This window comes from Arthrobacter sp. MA-N2 (assembly GCF_000517125.1).
In the GTDB taxonomy this organism is placed as follows: domain Bacteria; phylum Actinomycetota; class Actinomycetes; order Actinomycetales; family Micrococcaceae; genus Arthrobacter; species Arthrobacter methylotrophus.
The window spans coordinates 1,311,548-1,328,634 of sequence record NZ_KI912155.1 but is presented as its reverse complement, the minus strand read 5'-3'; the positions used below and the strand labels follow the sequence as shown (position 1 = coordinate 1,328,634).

The 17,087-nt window shown below is 64.8% G+C and carries 18 protein-coding genes and 2 pseudogenes; 6 read left to right on the top strand and 14 right to left on the bottom strand.

All coding sequences use genetic code 11. The annotated features are described in order from the left end of the window. Nucleotides 1-43 precede the first annotated feature (43 nt). From A3M3_RS0106825 to A3M3_RS0106770, 12 genes are all read right to left on the bottom strand, one after another. Nucleotides 44-1,549 carry an aldehyde dehydrogenase family protein gene (locus tag A3M3_RS0106825; protein ID WP_035741458.1) on the bottom strand — a complete coding sequence of 502 codons (1,506 nt, stop codon included), beginning with the start codon at nucleotides 1,547-1,549 and terminating at the stop codon, nucleotides 44-46. After that, complete coding sequence (locus tag A3M3_RS0106820) at nucleotides 1,546-2,283, bottom strand: HD domain-containing protein (protein ID WP_028265723.1); 738 nt, start codon at nucleotides 2,281-2,283, stop codon at nucleotides 1,546-1,548. Before A3M3_RS0106820 ends, A3M3_RS0106825 begins: the two co-directional genes overlap by 4 nt. Before the next feature lie 40 nt (nucleotides 2,284-2,323). Next, nucleotides 2,324-3,670, bottom strand: a complete 1,347-nt coding sequence (locus A3M3_RS0106815) for an NAD(P)/FAD-dependent oxidoreductase (protein WP_155854303.1) — start codon at nucleotides 3,668-3,670, stop codon at nucleotides 2,324-2,326. A 2-nt stretch (nucleotides 3,671-3,672) separates the two neighbouring features. Beyond that, nucleotides 3,673-3,993: a 2Fe-2S iron-sulfur cluster-binding protein gene (locus tag A3M3_RS0106810; RefSeq protein ID WP_028265721.1), complete on the bottom strand. Its 321-nt coding sequence runs from the start codon at nucleotides 3,991-3,993 to the stop codon at nucleotides 3,673-3,675. A gap of 47 nt (nucleotides 3,994-4,040) precedes the next feature. After that, a complete protein-coding gene (locus tag A3M3_RS0106805) occupies nucleotides 4,041-4,829 on the bottom strand; it encodes an SDR family NAD(P)-dependent oxidoreductase (RefSeq protein ID WP_028265720.1) in 789 nt (262 codons plus the stop codon). Beyond that, entirely contained in the window at nucleotides 4,822-6,696 is a 1,875-nt protein-coding gene (locus tag A3M3_RS0106800; protein ID WP_028265719.1) for a PEP-utilizing enzyme, read from the bottom strand. Before A3M3_RS0106800 ends, A3M3_RS0106805 begins: the two co-directional genes overlap by 8 nt. 68 nt (nucleotides 6,697-6,764) lie before the next feature. Continuing rightward, nucleotides 6,765-7,940 (bottom strand): PEP/pyruvate-binding domain-containing protein, encoded by a 1,176-nt coding sequence (locus A3M3_RS0106795; RefSeq protein ID WP_028265718.1) that lies wholly within the window; start codon nucleotides 7,938-7,940, stop codon nucleotides 6,765-6,767. Between the two features lie 5 nt (nucleotides 7,941-7,945). Next, complete coding sequence (locus tag A3M3_RS0106790) at nucleotides 7,946-9,223, bottom strand: cytochrome P450 (protein WP_028265717.1); 1,278 nt, start codon at nucleotides 9,221-9,223, stop codon at nucleotides 7,946-7,948. A 154-nt stretch (nucleotides 9,224-9,377) separates the two neighbouring features. Then, the gene (locus A3M3_RS0106785) at nucleotides 9,378-10,172 is read right to left on the bottom strand and encodes an IclR family transcriptional regulator (protein WP_028265716.1); all 795 of its coding nucleotides are present in this window, start codon (nucleotides 10,170-10,172) and stop codon (nucleotides 9,378-9,380) included. Between the two features lie 68 nt (nucleotides 10,173-10,240). Further along, nucleotides 10,241-10,927 carry an HD domain-containing protein gene (locus A3M3_RS0106780; RefSeq protein ID WP_028265715.1) on the bottom strand — a complete coding sequence of 229 codons (687 nt, stop codon included), beginning with the start codon at nucleotides 10,925-10,927 and terminating at the stop codon, nucleotides 10,241-10,243. Between the two features lie 114 nt (nucleotides 10,928-11,041). Beyond that, nucleotides 11,042-11,221 (bottom strand): hypothetical protein, encoded by a 180-nt coding sequence (locus tag A3M3_RS0106775; RefSeq protein ID WP_155854302.1) that lies wholly within the window; start codon nucleotides 11,219-11,221, stop codon nucleotides 11,042-11,044. 156 nt (nucleotides 11,222-11,377) lie between these two features. Further along, nucleotides 11,378-11,587 carry a hypothetical protein gene (locus tag A3M3_RS0106770; protein ID WP_231497198.1) on the bottom strand — a complete coding sequence of 70 codons (210 nt, stop codon included), beginning with the start codon at nucleotides 11,585-11,587 and terminating at the stop codon, nucleotides 11,378-11,380. A gap of 122 nt (nucleotides 11,588-11,709) precedes the next feature. On the opposite strand from A3M3_RS0106770, the gene A3M3_RS0106765 reads away from it, so the two are divergent. From A3M3_RS0106765 to A3M3_RS0106745, 6 genes and pseudogenes are all read left to right on the top strand, one after another. Continuing rightward, nucleotides 11,710-12,213, top strand: coding sequence for a MarR family winged helix-turn-helix transcriptional regulator (locus A3M3_RS0106765; RefSeq protein ID WP_051422980.1), 504 nt, complete (start codon nucleotides 11,710-11,712; stop codon nucleotides 12,211-12,213). A gap of 14 nt (nucleotides 12,214-12,227) precedes the next feature. Then, the gene (locus tag A3M3_RS0106760; protein WP_028265711.1) at nucleotides 12,228-12,749 is read left to right on the top strand and encodes an SSI family serine proteinase inhibitor; all 522 of its coding nucleotides are present in this window, start codon (nucleotides 12,228-12,230) and stop codon (nucleotides 12,747-12,749) included. After that, a pseudogene (locus A3M3_RS27305) lies at nucleotides 12,739-12,921 on the top strand (3-methyladenine DNA glycosylase); the annotation flags it as partial. The gene A3M3_RS0106760 and the pseudogene A3M3_RS27305, both read left to right, overlap by 11 nt. Nucleotides 12,922-13,016: 95 nt before the next feature. Continuing rightward, nucleotides 13,017-14,306, top strand: coding sequence for an ISL3 family transposase (locus A3M3_RS0106755; RefSeq protein WP_028265267.1), 1,290 nt, complete (start codon nucleotides 13,017-13,019; stop codon nucleotides 14,304-14,306). A gap of 43 nt (nucleotides 14,307-14,349) precedes the next feature. Then, a pseudogene (locus tag A3M3_RS24025) lies at nucleotides 14,350-15,144 on the top strand (3-methyladenine DNA glycosylase); the annotation flags it as partial. After that, entirely contained in the window at nucleotides 15,141-15,512 is a 372-nt protein-coding gene (locus A3M3_RS0106745; RefSeq protein WP_028265710.1) for a serine protease inhibitor, read from the top strand. The pseudogene A3M3_RS24025 and the gene A3M3_RS0106745, both read left to right, overlap by 4 nt. A 113-nt stretch (nucleotides 15,513-15,625) precedes the next feature. On the opposite strand, the gene A3M3_RS0106740 is transcribed toward A3M3_RS0106745, so the two are convergent. Both A3M3_RS0106740 and A3M3_RS0106735 read right to left on the bottom strand, forming a co-directional pair. Further along, nucleotides 15,626-16,624, bottom strand: coding sequence for a DDE-type integrase/transposase/recombinase (locus A3M3_RS0106740; RefSeq protein WP_197023106.1), 999 nt, complete (start codon nucleotides 16,622-16,624; stop codon nucleotides 15,626-15,628). Between the two features lie 32 nt (nucleotides 16,625-16,656). Then, the gene (locus A3M3_RS0106735; protein WP_231497171.1) at nucleotides 16,657-17,061 is read right to left on the bottom strand and encodes a hypothetical protein; all 405 of its coding nucleotides are present in this window, start codon (nucleotides 17,059-17,061) and stop codon (nucleotides 16,657-16,659) included. Between the last annotated feature and the right edge of the window lie 26 nt (nucleotides 17,062-17,087).

Sequence of the window (17,087 nt, the reverse complement as noted above, 5' to 3'; positions counted from 1 at the left end):
GGGCGACTCGTGAAAACGGCCCTCGCGGACGCGGTCCGCTGCGCTACGGACGTCGGTGGATCGACTTGTAGCTGAGGTAGGCGTTCAGGCCCTCGATGCCGTATTCGGTGCCGAGTCCGGAGTCGTGGCGGCCGCCGAAGGGCGCGGCATGGTTGGAGGCGAAGAAGTTGATGCCCACGGAGCCGGTGTCCATCCGGTCCGCGACGGCCAGCGCAGCCTCCGGGTCATGCCCGAACACGAGGCCGCCCAGGCCGAACTCGGTGTTGTTGGCCAAGGCAACTGCCTCGTCAACGGTTTCGTATTTCAGGATGGTGATGACCGGACCGAAGATCTCCTCGCGGGAGATCCGCATTTCCGGGGTCACGTCCGCGAATACGGTGGGCTCGACAAAGTAGCCGTTCTCCAGTCCGCCCCCCAACGATGCGGCCCGCCCGCCGGTGGTGGCGCGGGCGCCTTCGGCCAGCCCCGATTCGACGTATTCCAGAACGGTGCGGTATTGCGATTCCGTGGCGCAGGGGCCGAACACCGTCCCGGGATCCAGCGGGTCCCCCTGCTTGCCGGCAGCGATCGTGGCAGTGACCATGTCCACCACCTCGTCGTAGCGGCTGGCGGGGGCCAGGATCCGGGTGGAGATGTAGCAGGTCTGTCCGGTGTTGCGCATGGAGGAGCGGATCAGGACCTTGGACATGGCGTCCAGGTCCGCGTCCGGCAGCACAATCGCGCTCGACTTCCCGCCGAGTTCCAGAGTGACGGGGCGCAGCAGCTCTCCGCAGGCGGCGGCGATCTTCCGGCCCACCGGGGTGGAGCCTGTGAAGGCCACCTTGTCCACGCCGGGGTGCTTCACCAACACGTCGCCGAGCCTGCCGGAGCCGGTGACGAGATTGACCACGCCGGCAGGGACGCCGGCGGCGGCTACGGCGTCAATGATGACGCGGATGGACAGCGGGGTGGGCGACGCCGGTTTGATCACCACTGTGCAACCGGCCAGCAGTGCCGGTGCCAACTTGATGATCACCAGGTTGATGGGGAAGTTCCAGGGCGCGATCAACGCGCACACTCCCAGCGGGTCGCGCCGGACCACGGATTCGCCGCCGCCGCGCGGGAAGGGGCGCACGTCCTCCCGCTCGAGGTAGTCGGCGAGGGTTGCGAAATAGCGGAAGATACCGGCCGCGTTGGCCGCAGCGCCGGCGGATTCGGCCACCGGCGAGCCGTTTTCGCGGGAGTTGGTCAGGGACAGCTCCTCGGCCCGTTTCTCCACTTCCTCGGCAATCCGGATCAGGTACGCAGCCCGCTCTGACGCGGCCAGCCTGGGCCAATCGCCTTGAAAGGCGCGCTGGGCGGAGCCGACGGCGGCGTCCACGTCTTCCGGCGTGCCGTCCGGTACCGAGCCCCAGACTTCGCCCGTGGCCGGGTCGGTGACCGGGTTCCGGCCGATGCCGCGCGAAGGTTGCCATGCGCCGTCGACGAAGATGGTGTCCACATGCGTGTGCGGCAGGTTCAGCTCCGTGCGCGCAAGCAAGGCAGGAGAAGGATGGGTGGCAGAGGTCATCGGATGACTCCCGTCTTGAGCAGGGCGTTGGACCGGTTGAGGTCGGCCGTCGCCATGTCCACGGCGGCCTGGGTGATGAGTTCGGGCACGATTTCGGCGGCGAGCCGGTCAGTGTAGGTGGCCGGGTCCATCCCGAACCAGGATGATGCCAGCGAGATCCCGGCGCGGTCGAAACGCCACAGTCTGTCGGCGTCGCGCATCAAAGCATCCTCCAGGGACCGGGCCACCGGCCGGGTGTCATGGCCGTCGATGATTTGACAGACGCGTTCCACGAACTCTGCTGAATAGCCCAGACCGGGCAGCACCCTCCGCGCCACGTTGCAGCCCTCTTGCTCGTGCTCGTAGCGGATGGCAGCTTTCCGCCAGTCGCCAGTGAAGCCCTCGGAGATGATGCGGGATTCATCCACATGGGCCCATCCGGTGTCGTGCAGCAGGGTGGCCACGCGAACCAGTTCGGCGTCAGCGTCGGGGTACGCCCGGCACAGCCGTTCGGCGTATGCCAGGGAGATGGGCAGGTGGATATCGTTGCCGCGGGTCCGGGTTTCCTGGACAACGGTCTTCCACAGCTCGTCGAGCTCTCCAACGGCAGCGGGGGTGTTGCAGATGGCGGTGGTGTCTACCGGGCCGGCGGCGGGAACGGGCCGAACGCTGTACTCCGCAGCGAAGGCTTCGGCCGCCACATCCGATTCAGCGATGGCGCCCGGCGAGGCGACCGGAGTCTTGGGGGTGCTCATAATGCTCCTTCAGGTGGGCCAAGCTGCTGTCCGAGTACAGTTAGCTGCCCGTGGTGATGGTCTTGAGTTGCGTGGCGGGGTCCGCTGCAGCGCCGGCCGGGATGTTCTGGCCCTTGGCCAAGGCGTTCTTTACCGCCATGAAATCCAGCGGCGCATTGACACAGTCAGCGGCAATGACCTGGCCCTGGCGGTAGTAGAGGACGGTGAATTTGCCGCGTTCCTTATCGCGCCGGAGCACCGTCTGGTCGAAGCCGTTGCACAGCCCCGCGATCTGCAGCTTGAGGTCGGCTTGGTTGGACCAAAACCACGGGATTCCGGCGTATTCCTCGCGTCTGCCTGTGAGCGAGTAAGCGGCCACTTTGGCATGTTCGATGGCGTTGTTCACGCTCTCCAGCCGGATCCGATCCCCCGGCCCCGAACCTGGCACGGGGTTGGGCATGTTGGCGACATCCCCCACCGCTACCGTGGTGCCGTCCGAAGCCAGCGCGAACCGGTCCACCACCACGCCGTTGTCCACGACCAGGCCCAGCTGCTCGGCAAGTCCCGTGTTGGGGATCACGCCGATACCTATCAGCACAATCTGCGCTGGCAGCACAGTGCCGTCCTTAAGCTCGACGGCGGCGACTGACGTCTGTTCCTTGCCGCCGTCGGCGTTCGGAATGAAGCGCGCGGCACTCGTGTTGAGTCGGATGTCCAGGCCGCGGGCGCGGTGCGCCTGCAGGAAGTACTCGGCCGTTTCCTCGCCGACGGCGCGCCCCACGAGCCGGGGACCGAACTCGAGCACGGTGACGTTTTTGCCCATTTTCTGCAGGCTGGACGCGGCTTCGAGGCCGATGAATCCGCCGCCGATCACCACCACATCCTGCGCGTCCGCTACCCGGGCTTTGAGCGCCAAGGCGTCGTCGGCGTTGCGCAGATACAGCACGCCGTCGAGGTCCGCGCCCTCGATCTCCAGCTTCCGGGCACGGGCACCGACGGTGAGGGCGAGCCGTTTGAAGGGGAATTGTTTGCCCGAGGAAGAATGGGCCACCCCGGAGCCGTCGGCCTCCTTGTCGATCCGGACGATGTATTCGCCCTTGACCAAGTCCACGTTGTGTTCGGCCCAATACTCGTTGGAGCGGAAAATCAGAGATTCGCTTTCCACGGTGCCCTGGAGAAACTCCTTCGACAGGGCCGGGCGCTGGTAGGGTCGGTGGTCTTCGTCGCCAAGCAGGGTGATGTGCTCGGCGAAGCCGAGCGCGCGGAGCGAGACGGCAAGCTGGACGCCGGACTGGCTCGCGCCGATGATCAGCAGGCCGGTGCGGCTCTGCTTGCCCAACGCGGCTGCGGTGTTGCTCTGTTCAGCCGCCGCGGCGGAGCTCTGTTCGGCGACGATATTAGTGCTCATGGTTACACCTGGGTTTCCGGGGTGGTGACGAACAGCTCGAGCTCGTCGGTGAGACGGACTTGGCAGGACAGCCGTGAGTTGTCTTCGCGGTCCACGGCGGTGCCATAGAGCATCTCGTCTTCCATGTCTTCCATCGGCGGGAGCTGGGCCAGGCAGTCCTCGCGGACGAAGACGTGGCAGGTGGCGCAGGACAGCGAGCCGCCGCATTCGGCCACGATGCCTGGGACACCGTTGCGCACGGCGGTTTCCATGACCGAGTCGCCAGTGTTGCCCTGGACATCCCGGACAGCGCCCTCGGCGTCGGTGAAATGAACCGTTGGCATTGGTCCTCCTTGAGGGTTGAAAGTCGGTTGAAAAATTGGACCGGCGGTCAGATGAACTGGCGGCCGCCGTCGACCACCATGGTCTGGCCGGTGTAGTAGGAACTATCCGGACCGGCCAGGAAGAGTGCGGCGCCCACGATGTCTTCCGGCTGGCTTGCCCGCTTGATGGCGCCGCGGTCCACACCGTAATTCTCGGCGTTTTCCATGAGCCCGTAGCTGGCCTCGGTGAGGGTGAAGCCGGGGGCAATCGCGTTGACAGTGATCCCCCGCCGGCCCAGTTCTTTCGCCATGACCCGGGTCATGGCCACCACGCCGCCCTTGGAGGCGACGTAGTGCAGCCACTGTTCCGAGCCGCTGAAGATGGTGGCGCTGGAGAGGTTGATGACGCGCCCGCCCTCGCGCAGATACGGACTGGCGGCCCGGGTGACCAGCCACGGTCCCTTGAGGTTGACGTTCATCACCAGATCCCATTCGGCCGGATCGATGTCCTCGAACGGGCTGCGTGTCACCCCCGCGTACACGGCGGCGTTGTTGAGTACGACGTCGATGCTCCCGTTGCCGAAGTCCGCGCAGCTTTTCGCCAGTGACTCGGTGGAGTCCACGCTCGTGACGTCCGCATGGAAGGCGGCCGCGTCAACCCCGGTTTCGCGGACCAGCTTCGCGGTTTCCTCCGCGCCGGCGAGGTTCACGTCCGCCACCGCCACGCGGTAGCCGCGGCGGCCGAAGCCGAGCGCGAACGCCCGGCCCAGGCCGCCGGCGGCACCGGTGATCAGGACGGTCCGGGCCCGCTGGCCCGGACTCTCATCTTCTGCAGCTGGCATATTCACGTCAGACATGGCTGTGGCTGTGCGCGTGGGCGCCGGGCCCGGCGACCTCCAGCTCGGCTTCGTCGTCGAGGATCTGGACCGTGCCTTTGGTGCCGTCCACCCGGAGCCGCTGCCCGGTCTTGATCGTGGTCGAGGCCGAGCCCGTCCCGGTCACAGCCGGGAGGCCGTACTCGCGGCAGACGATGGCCGCGTGACTCATCATGCCGCCGATGTCAGTAACGGTGGCCTTGATCTTGCCGAAGATCGGCCCCCAGGACGGCGCCGTGACCGTGGCGACGAGAATCTCGCCCTGCTGCACTTCGGACAGCTGGTCCGCGTCGGTGACGACGCGGGCGAGGCCTTCGACGACGCCGGGCGAGGCGGCCATGCCGCGCAGCCCGCCGCCTTCCACCGCTTCCCCGGCACCCAGCCACTGCTGGACCTGCTCGGTGGTGATGCCCCACAGCATCCGGGTGAAGGGCTCGGTGATGGATTCCGGCGGCGTGTTCAGCGCCGGGGCCGGGCGGGCGGTCTTGAGCGCGTCCACGATCCCGCGGCGGCGTTCAATCTCTTCAGGCCAGTAGTCCGGGCCGATCGGCTTGGCGCCGACGCCCCAGCCGGTCACGAGGTCGAAGAGCGCGTCGCGGACCTCGTTGCGGCCCAGGTACAGCAGGTCATCCGGCTCCACCCAGAAGCCCTCGGCCTGCATCATCCGGGACAGCTCGCGGATCTTGCGCCAGAAGACGCCCATGGTCCAGTGCTCGATGTAGAAGTTGTGGTTCTCCACGTACGGGTACGCGGTTGCGGCGAGTCCGCGCTTGGCATCGAAGAGGGCCTGGTTTTCGCCTTCCAGCAGCTCACGGTATTCCTCGATGATGCGGTCGCGTTCGGTGATCAGGGCCTCGACCGGGCGCATGATTTCCTGGCCTTCGTCCACGCGCCGGATGTAGTCGGCGATGTAGCCCAGCGGGATTTCCTGGTGTTCGTTCCAGTACTTGTCGTGGCCGTAGAAGCCGTTGCCCACGGTGAAGTTGAACCAAGGGTCCTTCGCGCCCTCGTACTGGGCCGTCCAGCGGTCCCCGCCCGGGGCGGCGGCAATCGCACCCAGGGTCGCATCGACGTCGTCCGTGTTGCTGAAGTGAGCCTGGAGTCCCAGTTCGACGGCGAGCTTGGCGAGTTGCTTGAGCTCGTCATCCGGGCGGAAGAGCTCCATGTCCACACCCTGCACCATGGTGGCGATGGACTGGTCCGGGATGTTGGGAAAGACCTGCTTGCAGAAGTTGAAGAAGTCAAGGTAGGCGATGTAGCCGAGATTGAGGAACTCGAAGTGGTACTGCCAGTTCTGGTAGGCCAGCTGAATCAGCCGGTCGTAGCTTTCCAGCAGCTGCTCGGAACCGTCCTTGCCCTTGCCGGAGAGGATATCCTCCATGGGAACAATCTCCGGGAGCTTCGGGAAGGAAATGGTTTCCATCTCGTCGATGGTGCCCTTGACCTTGACATGCCACTGCTTGAGGAGCTGCTCCCAGTTCTGGAAGTAGTGACCCACCCGCTGTTCGAACAACGGCACGCGGGCGGCGATCTGGTCCTCGGGGACCGGGATGGGCGACATGTAGAGGTAGCCCAAGTGGATGCGGAACTCGATGCCGTTGGCGTTGGGGATCATCAAGTGCCGGGCGTTGTACTGGCCCAGGCATTTGACCGCGAACTCGCCGCCGATCGTCTCGAAGGGCTTGAACACGGTGGGCCAGTGCTGGCTGTCGCAAAACCAGAACTTGGCGTCCTCCTGCTCCTTGAGCTTGTCCTGGAAGACCAGGTAATACGGGTAGATCTTTTCCCACCCCTCGGCGCCGGCAGGAACCGGAAGCTCGGAGGGTTTGGGGAAGGACTTCAGGGACATGGCGGTCCTTTCAATACGGGCTCGGCGGTGAGCCTGGGTGATGGAGCGGACTAGCGGGTCAAACTTTTTCAGAAGGAGGGCTTCAGCAGGGACGCGGTGATGCTGCCGAGGCTGAAAGCTGAAGGGGACGACGGCGTGGCGGCCGGCGCTGTGCCACCCGGTGGCGTCGTGGCAGACGTTGCGTGGCTCAGCCCGCTGAAGTAGCCGCCCGCACTTGGCGGGGTCTGGACGGTCTGCCGGACCGCCGTCGGCTTGGCGGAGTGCACGGTTTCCGGCCTGGACTGCAGGAGGAGCAGGTTCTCGCCGTCGGGCAGATCCGCGTCGAGGGCCCACTCGATGTCCTGCGGGCATTTGTAATGCTTCTCGGCCCGCTTGGCCATCTGCGCAACGGCGGTGAGCTCGGCATCGGTGAGGCTGCGGCGGCCGCGGCGTTCGGCGTCGACCTCCCGCTCCACCAGACGGCCGGCGCCGGGGTCCGGGACGAGTTCGGCGTGCTTGTCGCCGAGGTGTTCGGAGACGACGGTCAGTGTGACCTTGTCCAGCATGATGTTGTCCGGCGTGACCTGGCCGGACACCACCATCTCCCCCACCCCGTAGGAAGAGTCGATGGTGATCTTGGAGCGGTCGCCATTGGTGGGGTCCATGGTGATGGCGACGCCGGAGACGCGGGCGTTGACCATCTTCTGCACCACCACGGCCATCGATAGGCCTTCGTTGGGAATGTTGTTCTTGAGCCGGTAGATGATGGCGCGGGAAGTGAATAAGGAAGCCCAGCACTGGCGGATGTGTTCAGTGACGGCCTTGACGCCGTCGAGCCAGAGATAGGTGTCTTGCTGGCCGGCGAAGGAGGCATCCGGGAGGTCCTCGGCGGTGGCGCTGGAGCGGACGGCTACCGGGACCGGGGCCTCGAAGCGGGACATCAGGGACTCGTACGCGGTGATGGTGAGTTCGCGCAGCGCCTGCGGCACCGAGCGCGAGCGGATGTCCTCGCGGATGGCGGCGGAGACCTTGTCCACCTGGCCCATGTCCTCGGGGTCCAGCCCGGCGAGAAGCTGGTGGATGTCCCGGGTGATACCGGCTTCCTCCATGAAGGCGTCGAACTGGGCGGTGGTGACCACGAAGCCGGGCGGGACGGGCATACCGGCGGAGGTCATGGTGACCAGCGAGGCGCCCTTGCCGCCGAGGTTTTCGAGCTTCGGTTCAATGCCGCCGTCGAAGAACTGGATGTATTCGTTGCTGTGCATATTTCTCAGGCCTTCCAGCTGACGGGGACGGTCTCGGGAACTCGGAAGGAGAGGTTCTCGCGGAAGGTGATCTCCTCCGGGTTCTCCAGCTGCAGCTCCGGGGCAAGCCGGGCCACTTCCTCGAGTGCGATTCTTGCTTGGAGCTTGGCGAGCATGTTCCCCAGGCAGTAGTGGATACCGAACCCGAAGGAGAGGTGCTCGCGGGCGTTGGGGCGGGTGATGTCAAAGTCCTCGCCGGCGTCGAACTTCGTGTCGTCGCGGTTGGCTGAACCCATCAGAAGCAACAGCTGGGCGCCTTTTTCGATGGCGACGCCGCCGACTTCGGTGTCCTTCAGGGCCTTGCGGCGCCAGCCGACAATCGAACCGGCGTAGCGCAGGACCTCGTCGATGGCGGCGGGGATCTTCTTGGGATCCTCCACAAGCGTCCGCCACTGCGCGGGGCGGGCCAAAAGTTCGCGGAGGGCGTTGGAGATCAAGGTGGTAGTGGTCTCGTGGCCGGCGAAGAGCAAGCTGTAGAGGACCGAGGCGATCTCGTGGTCGGAAATTTCGGCGCCGTCCTGCTGCGACTTGACCAGGTCCGCGGTGAGGTTGTCGCCGCCGTCGTCATGAGCCACCTGCACCAGGCGCAGGCATTCCTGCCAGTACTCCACGAGGTTGTGGGCGTGCGGGATCTGCTCCTCGTCGCTGAGGTCGCCCCAAGTCATCGCTGCCCGGGAATCGCTCCAGCGCTTGAAGGTGTCCACCTGGGAGACGTCGGCGCCGATCAGGGTCAGGATGGTGATGGTGGGGACGTCATAGGCAAGGTCCTTGACCATGTCGCCGCGGTGTTCCGGACGCGCGAGCATGGTTTCGAGCAGCTCGACGACGTTCTGCCGGATGAAGGGCTCAAGGGCCTTGTAGCGGCGGGGCGTGAAGGCCTTCTGGACGATGGCGCGGATGCGGGTGTGCTCCGGGGGGATGCGTGCGGAAAGACCCGAGTAGGCGGTGAACCCGCCGTCGTCCATGATCTTCTTCGCGGCGGCGCCGCGTTCGCGGACGGGGGCCTGGGCGTTTTCGCTGGAGAAAGTCTCCCAGTCTTCGAACACTGCCTTGATGTCGTCATAGCGGGAGACAACATAGAGTCCCGTCCGCTCGTCGAACATGACGGGCTGCTCGGCCCGGAGTTCGGCGTAAGCGGGGAATGGATTCTTCATTTGGAACGGCTCGTAGCCGTGGTGCCCGGCGGGGGCTTCGGCGCCATGGCCAAAGGGACAGCGGCCGGCCGTTTCAGTCGACGATGACATCTGGGCTCCTTGGTTTCGGTCCCGCCGGCAGCGCCACTGCATGCCGCGGGTTCTTATTCACCAGTGTGGCCCCCATCACCGCGATAAGGCAGGGATTGCTTCCGCTGGACGGAAGTCGGTTAAGCAACCGCCCTTTGCTGCGCGGGGATCACCCTCAGCTCGTTCCCCCGATGTGACTGCCGAGTAGCGTCTCCAGCGGTATCCGGGCCGTGGCGCGCTCGATCTGCGAGGAGATACCCTTCAGAACCGGCAAATGCCGGGTCATCGTGCCGGCTTGGTTGGTGGGCAGCACCAGACCAATCGCGGCGCCGATCCTGCCGGTGTGGAAAACCGGAACGGCGATAGAGCAGGAACCCAGCCGAACTTCCTCGACTGTGGTGGCGTAACCCTGCTCTCGGATCTGCGTAAGTTCAGCGGACAGTTTCCTGGGGTCAACGTGGGTATGCGCGGTTTGCCGGTCGAGTTGCCGGTTGAGGTATGCGTCGCGGACCCAGTCCTCCTCGAAAGCGAGGATCACCTTCCCGACGGCGGTCGCGTGCATCGGCAGCCGCCCTCCCACACGCGAGGCGCGTGGAACGCGCTTTGACCCGTAGACGCGGTCGATGTACAGCACTTCGTAGCCGGCCCGGACGGCCAGATGGGCGGTTTCCCCGGTGAGGGAGAAAAGATCCTGGACGTAAGGCCGGGCCGCGTCGCGAAGCTGGCGGCCGGTATTCTGGGCAAGCTCCCAGAGCCGTATGCCCAGCTGGTAACGGCCGTTGGGTTCGCGGGAGAGGAAGCCCCAGTCGGTGAGTTCGTTGACCAAACGGTGCGCCGTGCTCAGCGGGAGCCCGGATTTCTCGGCGATGTCCGTCAGGCTCAGAGCGCCTCGGGACTTTTCGAAGGCCTCCAGGATGGCCAGAACCTTCGAGGTCACCGTCCTGCCGGGTTCGCGGCTGCCGCCCGCCATCGTGACCTCCTTTGTCCGCGTGGGCCCAATACAACCGGCATCCGGCATCCGGCCACCCGGGTCAGAGTCTAGTCTGCGGTCAGGAGCTCTCGCCGCTGCGGCCACAGCGTGACTGATTCCAGTGCGGTCAGTGCGTGGGCTATGGTGTTCGCTTCCTTCGTGAAGAGGTGGCCGAGGACTCTCTGGCTGCAGAGGCGCAGGGCACGGCCTCGGTCCAGCCCGAACCAGTCCATGACGGTGTCGATGCCGTGCGGGCTGAGCCGCCATGTCTTGTCCGAGTCCTTGACGATTGCGTCCTCGATCGAGAGCGCCTCGCGCCGGGAGTCGTGACCGTCGATGATCGCCAGGATCGCAGGTACTTTCGCGGGGTCATAGCCTGTCGCCGCCAGGATTCCGGCTGCCAGCCGCGCGCCTTCTTTTTCATGGAGGAGGACAAGGTCCGGCCTTCCGCCACCCGGTGCAATCGCCTCCAGAACCTCGTCCGGCGGCACCTGAGACCATCCGACGTCGTGCAGCATCAGGGCAGGAAGGACCACAGCAGCGTCGGCCTCGGGGTGCGATTCCAGCAAGGCATAAGCGAGACCCAGTGCATACAAAGTGTGTGCGTCGTTGTTGCGGACACGCAACAACGGAGCAGCCAGCTCCCAGACGGCAACGAGACCCGGATCCAAGGGAATAACACCGTCGGGTTCCGCTTCGATGCCGGCCGAGACATCCTGGCCGTAATGGTTTGCAGCAGGCAGCAACTTGGTCATGCTGCAACCATCCTCCTTGGTTCACGACCGCCGCAACGGAATATTCCCGCTCAGTGGAAGCTAACTGGCCGAAACGAGCGGCCTCCCCTACGGCGGTGTTGACGCAACGCGGCCTTAGGCGCCTTCCTTGCGGATTCCGTAATGGTGCCCCTGGTCATCTGATTCGACGACGAAATGCCCGAGCTCCTCCTCCGACGCCGTCTCGAAGTCGTCATGCTTGTGGACTACAGGCGTATCAATGTCGCCCCGCGTCGCCGGGCCGAACCAGAAACGCAGTCGATCAGTCACCTTCATAAAGCTATCGAGTGCATGTCCCACAATTCCCACCTCCTTCCCCGCTGCGAGGTCCAGCCGTGCGGTTGGACCTGAGTGGTTCCAGTGAGGCAATTTTACGCCCCGAACCCCCAAAAGGACCCGTGGGCCCACCCCGGCCGGGCCCGTTGAAGGCCTTTAGCGCAGGGACTTGTCCTCGGGGTTCCTGGGGACCACATAGGTGCTGCCGTCCGGCCGGCGGATGGTCTCCCATTGTTGCGCTTCAGCCTGGCGCTGCTTGAGGAGCCGCTGGTTTTCCTCGGTCATTTCGTGGTCCAGGGAACTGCTGTGGGCCGGTCCGAAAATGATCCGCAGCCTGCCGGTCGCACGCATGAATCTCTGGGTCATGGTCTCTTTGGCCACCTGGTCTACCTTCTCTCAAAGGATGTTGTGCTTTAAGAGTACACTAACAATTAGTGTACTAACTATCGTCCGGGTACCCGACCGCCCGACGCAGAATGGAGCAAGCCATGGCCGACACAGGCGCACCCATCCCACGTGAATCCACCGCGCAGCGTGACGACGAGCTATTGCTGGAGCGTCAGTTGTGCTTCGCCCTGACCGTCGCGTCGCGGAGCGTAGTGGGTGTCTATAAGCCGGTGCTCGAAAAAATGGGACTGACGCACCCGCAATATCTCGTGATGCTGGCCCTTTGGGAACGCAGCCCGCGGACACTCAAGGACATCAGCGAAGCTCTCCTGCACGAGCCGGCGACCCTCTCGCCTATCCTGCGCCGGCTTGAGGAAGCGGGCTACGTGACCCGCAATCGCATCCATGGAAACGAACGGGCCCTCGCCATCACACTGACCGAACCCGGGGCCGCCCTCAGGCAGCAGGCGGTGGCTGTGCCGGGAACCATCATGGAGCGACTCCACCTCACGCGGGCCGAGGTGGCAGAACTACATCGGGCCATGACCGGGCTCATCGAGGCCACCCAGCACCCGGCTGCCGGCACGGGCGATAAACTGGCATAAATCAAGGAGAACCCATGCGCCTGCGAATAGTCCGGTCAGTGCTGGCCGTCCTCGCCGTCGCCGGGCTCGCTGCCTGCACGCCGGGTCCCGGAGGCGGTTCGCCCAGCAGTCCGGCCCCTGGCAGCAGCGCTTCCTCCACGCCGTCGGGCAGTCCTACCGGACCGTTGCCGGGCGCACCCAGCACGCCGGGCCGCGGAGACGCCGAACTTTCCATCATCGTCAAGCTTTCCCCCACGGCGGCGCCAGAAAGCTACACGCTCGTTTGCACCAACGGCGTGCCCGCCGCAGAGAGCCACCACCCCACGGCAGCCGCAGCGTGCGCGGCGTTGAAGAAGAACCCCAAGCTCCTCATGCGGCCGCCGCGCCCCAGCGAGCAAGTCTGCGACCAGCGCTACGGCGGACCCCAGACGGCAACAGTCACGGGGACGGTGGATGGCGTGGGCGTCGCATCCTCGTACAAACTCACTGACGGTTGCGAAATCGCGGCATGGGCCGCCGTCGCCGACATCCTAGGTTCGAGCGGTGCTGGAGCCTAGGCCAAGGCACCTCCCGCAAGAGACATGGCTCGCGCTCGAGGCTGCCCACCACGAACGCGTCGAGCGCTATGCCAAGCCATACCTTGCCCGCCGCTCCGCTGGCGAGAAGCATCCCGTTGAAGATTTCCTCTTCACCTATTACACCCAGAAGCCGGCTCTCCGTGGTTCGTGGTGAAACGGATTCCGTGTCTTGAGAGCTGAAGGGCTCGTAGCCCTGCTGTGATGGATGTTCTCTACGCATTCATCAAGAGTCAGGAGCTACGAGCCTTGATCGAGCCTACTTCCCCGCGCCCCGATGCTGCCACCGCCCTGTTCAATCTGCCCGACTACCGCGTCACCGATACTGAGGTCCTCGCTTTCGGGCAGCGGCGGGTCCGCGTCGAAGCCACGGCCGAGGCCGGGTGCCCGTGCTGTGGCGTCATCAGTACCCGCGTGCATTCACGCCGGCCCCAACGCCTGCGTGACATCCCTGTGGCCGGCCCGGTCGAAGTGATCTGGTCCAAGCGGAGATTCTTCTGCGATGAGTATCTGTGCCCGCGGCGGACGTTCGCGGAGGAGACTGCCCAGGTGCCGCGCCGCGCCCGGTCCACCCGCCGGCTTCGCGATGCCCTCGTGTCCGCCGTCATTGGATCCGGAAGGGCCGCCGCGGAAGCGGCCGCATCGTTCGGCGTCTCATGGTGGCTGGTCCAGCGGGCCCTGGATTCCGCGGCGCTGACACTGCCCGATGTCGACGGCCTGGCGCCACGGATGCTCGGCATCGATGAACACCGCTACCGGTCCGTGCGGTTCTTCCGGGATCCCGAAACGAACGCCTGGAAACGGTACGAACCCTGGATGACGACTATTGTCGATCTGGACAGCGGACAAGTGCTCGGGATCGTGGACGGGCGTGACAGTGAGGGCGTCGGGGACTGGCTGTTCGCCCGGCCGCTGCAGTGGCGTCTGGGGGTGCAGGTCGTCGCGATCGACCCGTCAGCGGCTTTCCGCAAGGCACTGCGGATGTGGCTCCCGCGCACAGCAATCTCGGTCGACGCGTTCCATTTGGTCAAGCTCGGCAACGACATGCTCACCGAAGTCCGGCAACGACTCACCCACCAGGTCCACGGCCGGCGGGGACGCTCCATCGATCCGGTCTGGGCCAACCGACGGCTGCTCTTGCGCGGCGCCGACACGCTCTCGGACCGGGCACGGAAAAGACTCAGCACCGTGTTCGCCACCGACGACGCCACCGGGAAGCTGCAGACTGCGTGGTTGGTCAAAGAACAGCTCCGGACGCTGCTCGCCACCGGGTCTCTTGCCGACGCGGCCGCGGCGAAAGACCACCTGAAGGAACTGGTCGAACGAGCCGCGCAGCCGGAAACGAACCGGCTCTGGCGCACGATCTGCCGGTGGTGGAAAGAAATCGAAGTCCTCATTGTCACCGGTGCGACCACCGCGAAAGTAGAAGCCAACAACACAGCCATCAAACACATCAAACGGACAGGCCGGGGATTCACCAACGCACGCAACTACAAAACGCGTATCCTGTTGCGCAGTGCCGCCAAAACAGCGGCATGAACATCCATCACGGCAGAACAATCACCACGAACCGTGAAGAGCCCAGAAGCCCGGCCAGCTGCTGCGCTGGCACCCCGGAGACGGCGTCGTCCTGTCCGGCCCCAAGGCGGCAGAACGGGCCGGGTGGAAGTACTACCGAGCACTCGACGACGGCGCGCTGGCGGCCGCCGGCCTCACCGCCGGTACCGTCGCAGTCACCTTCGATCGCGGACAGTTCGTGGCCGACCGCACCGAGGCCGTCCGCTTCGCCGGCATCATCCTCGCGGGCACCGTCGCGCGGCCCGCCCAGTTTGGCTGCTTCGGGCTGCACGAATGGGCCATGGTCTACCGCCAGGACAAGTTCGAGCTGCGTCACGAATACCTCAAGCTGCGGCTCGGCTCCGAAGGCACGGACGCCGTGGTGGAAGACAACCGGATCCGCTGCTCGCACTTCGACGCTTTCCGTTTCTACACCCCGGACGCCATCCCGCTCAACGAGCTCACCCCCACACGGGACAAGCAACGCACCATGGAGCAACCCGGATGCCTGCACGCCAACATGGACCTCTACAAATGGGCATACAAACTGGCACCGGCCCTCCCGAGCGAGCTGGTGATGGACTGCTTCGAACTGTCCTGGCGGATCCGGACCATGGACATGCAGGCCTCACCCTACGATCTTGAAGAATGGGGCTACCCGGCCATCAGGATCGAGACACCGCAAGGCAAAGCCGAGTACGTTGAATATCAGAGGGCATTTGCCGCCGAGGCCCAAGCACTCCGCGCAAGGGTCCTGGAGAAAGTGGAGCCGCTGCTGGAGCTCCTTGGGCCGGCCCAGTCTCACAAAGGAAAACCATGACTTCAAACAAGGGAAAGTACGACGTCGAACTCACCGTCACGTTGACGGAGGCACCCGGCGCCGTGGAACACGAGTTCGTCCTGCTCGGCTCCGGCGGCGAAGTCTCCCAGGGCTCAACCCTTCCGGACCCCCGCGCGGCGCTTGCCGCCGTCGAGCAATTCGGCGAAGAGATCTTCTTTCCGATCCCACGGCCGGACCGGATTTGCACCCAGCAATACGGCGGTCCGCAGGTGGCCGTGGTGACCGGCCGGTTCCGCGGACGGGAGGTCAGCAGCCGCTTCAGCCGGACGGACGGTTGCGAGATCGCCCGATGGCGCACCATGGCCGCGCTCCTCGGCGGGGTGGCTGGATCCACGGGAAACATCTGACCCTCCATCACAAATCTCCCCCACCCCACCCAACCCTCCATCACAAATCCCCAGGAGTCCCCGTCGATTGGACTCAAAAGTGAGCGAGCCGAAAATTGTCAAGCTGTGTGGAGTCACTGGGCTAGTTTTTGGGGTGTTTTGGTCTCGGGCAGGTTGATCCCGACGTGTTGGGCGGGGGCCGGTGTGGTGGGTCGTTGGCGGAATCTTTCTGGGTGTCGTTCGTAGTAGTCCTGGTGGACTTTGTCTCGTTTGTCCCAGAGTTCTTTCCACGAGCCGTTGTGGACTTGTGAGGGTGAGAACAGTGCGATGCCGGAGTGTTTGTGATCGGTGCTGTACCAGTGCACATAGCCGGTGAGGTACTCCCTCGCGGCCTCGAGATCGTCAAAGGTGCGGGGGTAGCCGGGCCGGTATTTCATCGTGCGAAACCCTGACTCCGAGAAGGGATTGTCGTTGGAGACGTACGGGCGGTTATGGGACAGTTCCACACCGTGGGCGGTGAGGGTCTCACGGAGCAGGTTTGATTTCATGGCCGGGCCTGAATCGGCATGCACGATGTCCGGGGCGCCGTGCCGGGCGATGGCTGTCTCGAACATGTCCGCGGCGAGGTGGTCGGACTCGCGTTCCTCCACCCGCCAGCCGACGATCTCCCGGGAGAAGATGTCCATGATGGAGTACACCTTGAAAACCTTCCCCTGCCACTTGGAATAGACGTCGGAGATGTCCCAGGACCAGACCTGGCAAGGTCCGGTCGCCTTGAGCACCGGCTTCTGAGCGGAACCCCGCTTGCCGCCACGCTTGCGCGGGAAGGTTGGGCGGGCCAGCTGATCCTCGTACCCTGCCGCGATCCGCCACCAGGTGCGGTTGGAAGCGAGCAGCACGCCGTCGTCCCAGGCTGTGGCGAAGGAATGGTCAACAGAGTTGCCCTTCCCCCAACCGGCCAGGATGAACCCCAGGATCCGCTCCTGATGCGCGGAGCTGATCCGGCATTCGTAGGCCCGGTCAACCTGGTGGATCGGGTCCTGCACCGCCGGACGGGGATTGAACCGGTAATGCCAGGTCCCGCGCGACACGCCCGCAAGCACGAGCGCTGTCCGCTGGGAGCCGGTGATCACATGCAGCGCCAGGACAAGACTGTTCTCGGCCGCTACGAATCCTTCTGAGCGCTCGTCTGGGTTGTATCGGGCTCGGGCACGCTCAACTCGTGCAAGAGCCCGATAGCTTTTCCCAGCGCGGAATTCGTATCCTCCAGCTCCTGCACCCGCTTCTGGAGTTTTTCGACTTCGGCACGGTGGGCAGCCATTTCCTTCGAGCGTGCTTTTTCAAACGCGGAGAGCTCACGATTTGTAGGGGCCATGCCTCCATGCTCCCGCGGAATCAGACCACGGTCGATATCGCCCTGGACCAACATCTTGCGCCACCTGCGGAACGTCCAGTCGGAAATGGGCGTCGAGGCAAGCCACTCCTTCCTCGTCCCGTGCGGCTGCAAATAATACTCATGCATGAACTCACGGATCTCTTCACGCGTAAAACCCTTGTTATCAACGGGCACCGCCGGCTCCTTCAATCAACAGCTAA

Bases quoted from the DNA above. Each gene is read 5' to 3' on its own strand.
- A3M3_RS0106825 (WP_035741458.1), bottom strand. From the start codon at position 1,549: ATGACCTCTGCCACCCATCCTTCTCCTGCCTTGCTTGCGCGCACGGAG.
- A3M3_RS0106820 (WP_028265723.1), bottom strand. From the start codon at position 2,283: ATGAGCACCCCCAAGACTCCGGTCGCCTCGCCGGGCGCCATCGCTGAA.
- A3M3_RS0106815 (WP_155854303.1), bottom strand. From the start codon at position 3,670: ATGAGCACTAATATCGTCGCCGAACAGAGCTCCGCCGCGGCGGCTGAA.
- A3M3_RS0106810 (WP_028265721.1), bottom strand. From the start codon at position 3,993: ATGCCAACGGTTCATTTCACCGACGCCGAGGGCGCTGTCCGGGATGTC.
- A3M3_RS0106805 (WP_028265720.1), bottom strand. From the start codon at position 4,829: ATGTCTGACGTGAATATGCCAGCTGCAGAAGATGAGAGTCCGGGCCAG.
- A3M3_RS0106800 (WP_028265719.1), bottom strand. From the start codon at position 6,696: ATGTCCCTGAAGTCCTTCCCCAAACCCTCCGAGCTTCCGGTTCCTGCC.
- A3M3_RS0106795 (WP_028265718.1), bottom strand. From the start codon at position 7,940: ATGCACAGCAACGAATACATCCAGTTCTTCGACGGCGGCATTGAACCG.
- A3M3_RS0106790 (WP_028265717.1), bottom strand. From the start codon at position 9,223: ATGTCATCGTCGACTGAAACGGCCGGCCGCTGTCCCTTTGGCCATGGC.
- A3M3_RS0106785 (WP_028265716.1), bottom strand. From the start codon at position 10,172: ATGGCGGGCGGCAGCCGCGAACCCGGCAGGACGGTGACCTCGAAGGTT.
- A3M3_RS0106780 (WP_028265715.1), bottom strand. From the start codon at position 10,927: ATGACCAAGTTGCTGCCTGCTGCAAACCATTACGGCCAGGATGTCTCG.
- A3M3_RS0106775 (WP_155854302.1), bottom strand. From the start codon at position 11,221: ATGAAGGTGACTGATCGACTGCGTTTCTGGTTCGGCCCGGCGACGCGG.
- A3M3_RS0106770 (WP_231497198.1), bottom strand. From the start codon at position 11,587: ATGACCCAGAGATTCATGCGTGCGACCGGCAGGCTGCGGATCATTTTC.
- A3M3_RS0106765 (WP_051422980.1), top strand. From the start codon at position 11,710: ATGGCCGACACAGGCGCACCCATCCCACGTGAATCCACCGCGCAGCGT.
- A3M3_RS0106760 (WP_028265711.1), top strand. From the start codon at position 12,228: ATGCGCCTGCGAATAGTCCGGTCAGTGCTGGCCGTCCTCGCCGTCGCC.
- A3M3_RS0106745 (WP_028265710.1), top strand. From the start codon at position 15,141: ATGACTTCAAACAAGGGAAAGTACGACGTCGAACTCACCGTCACGTTG.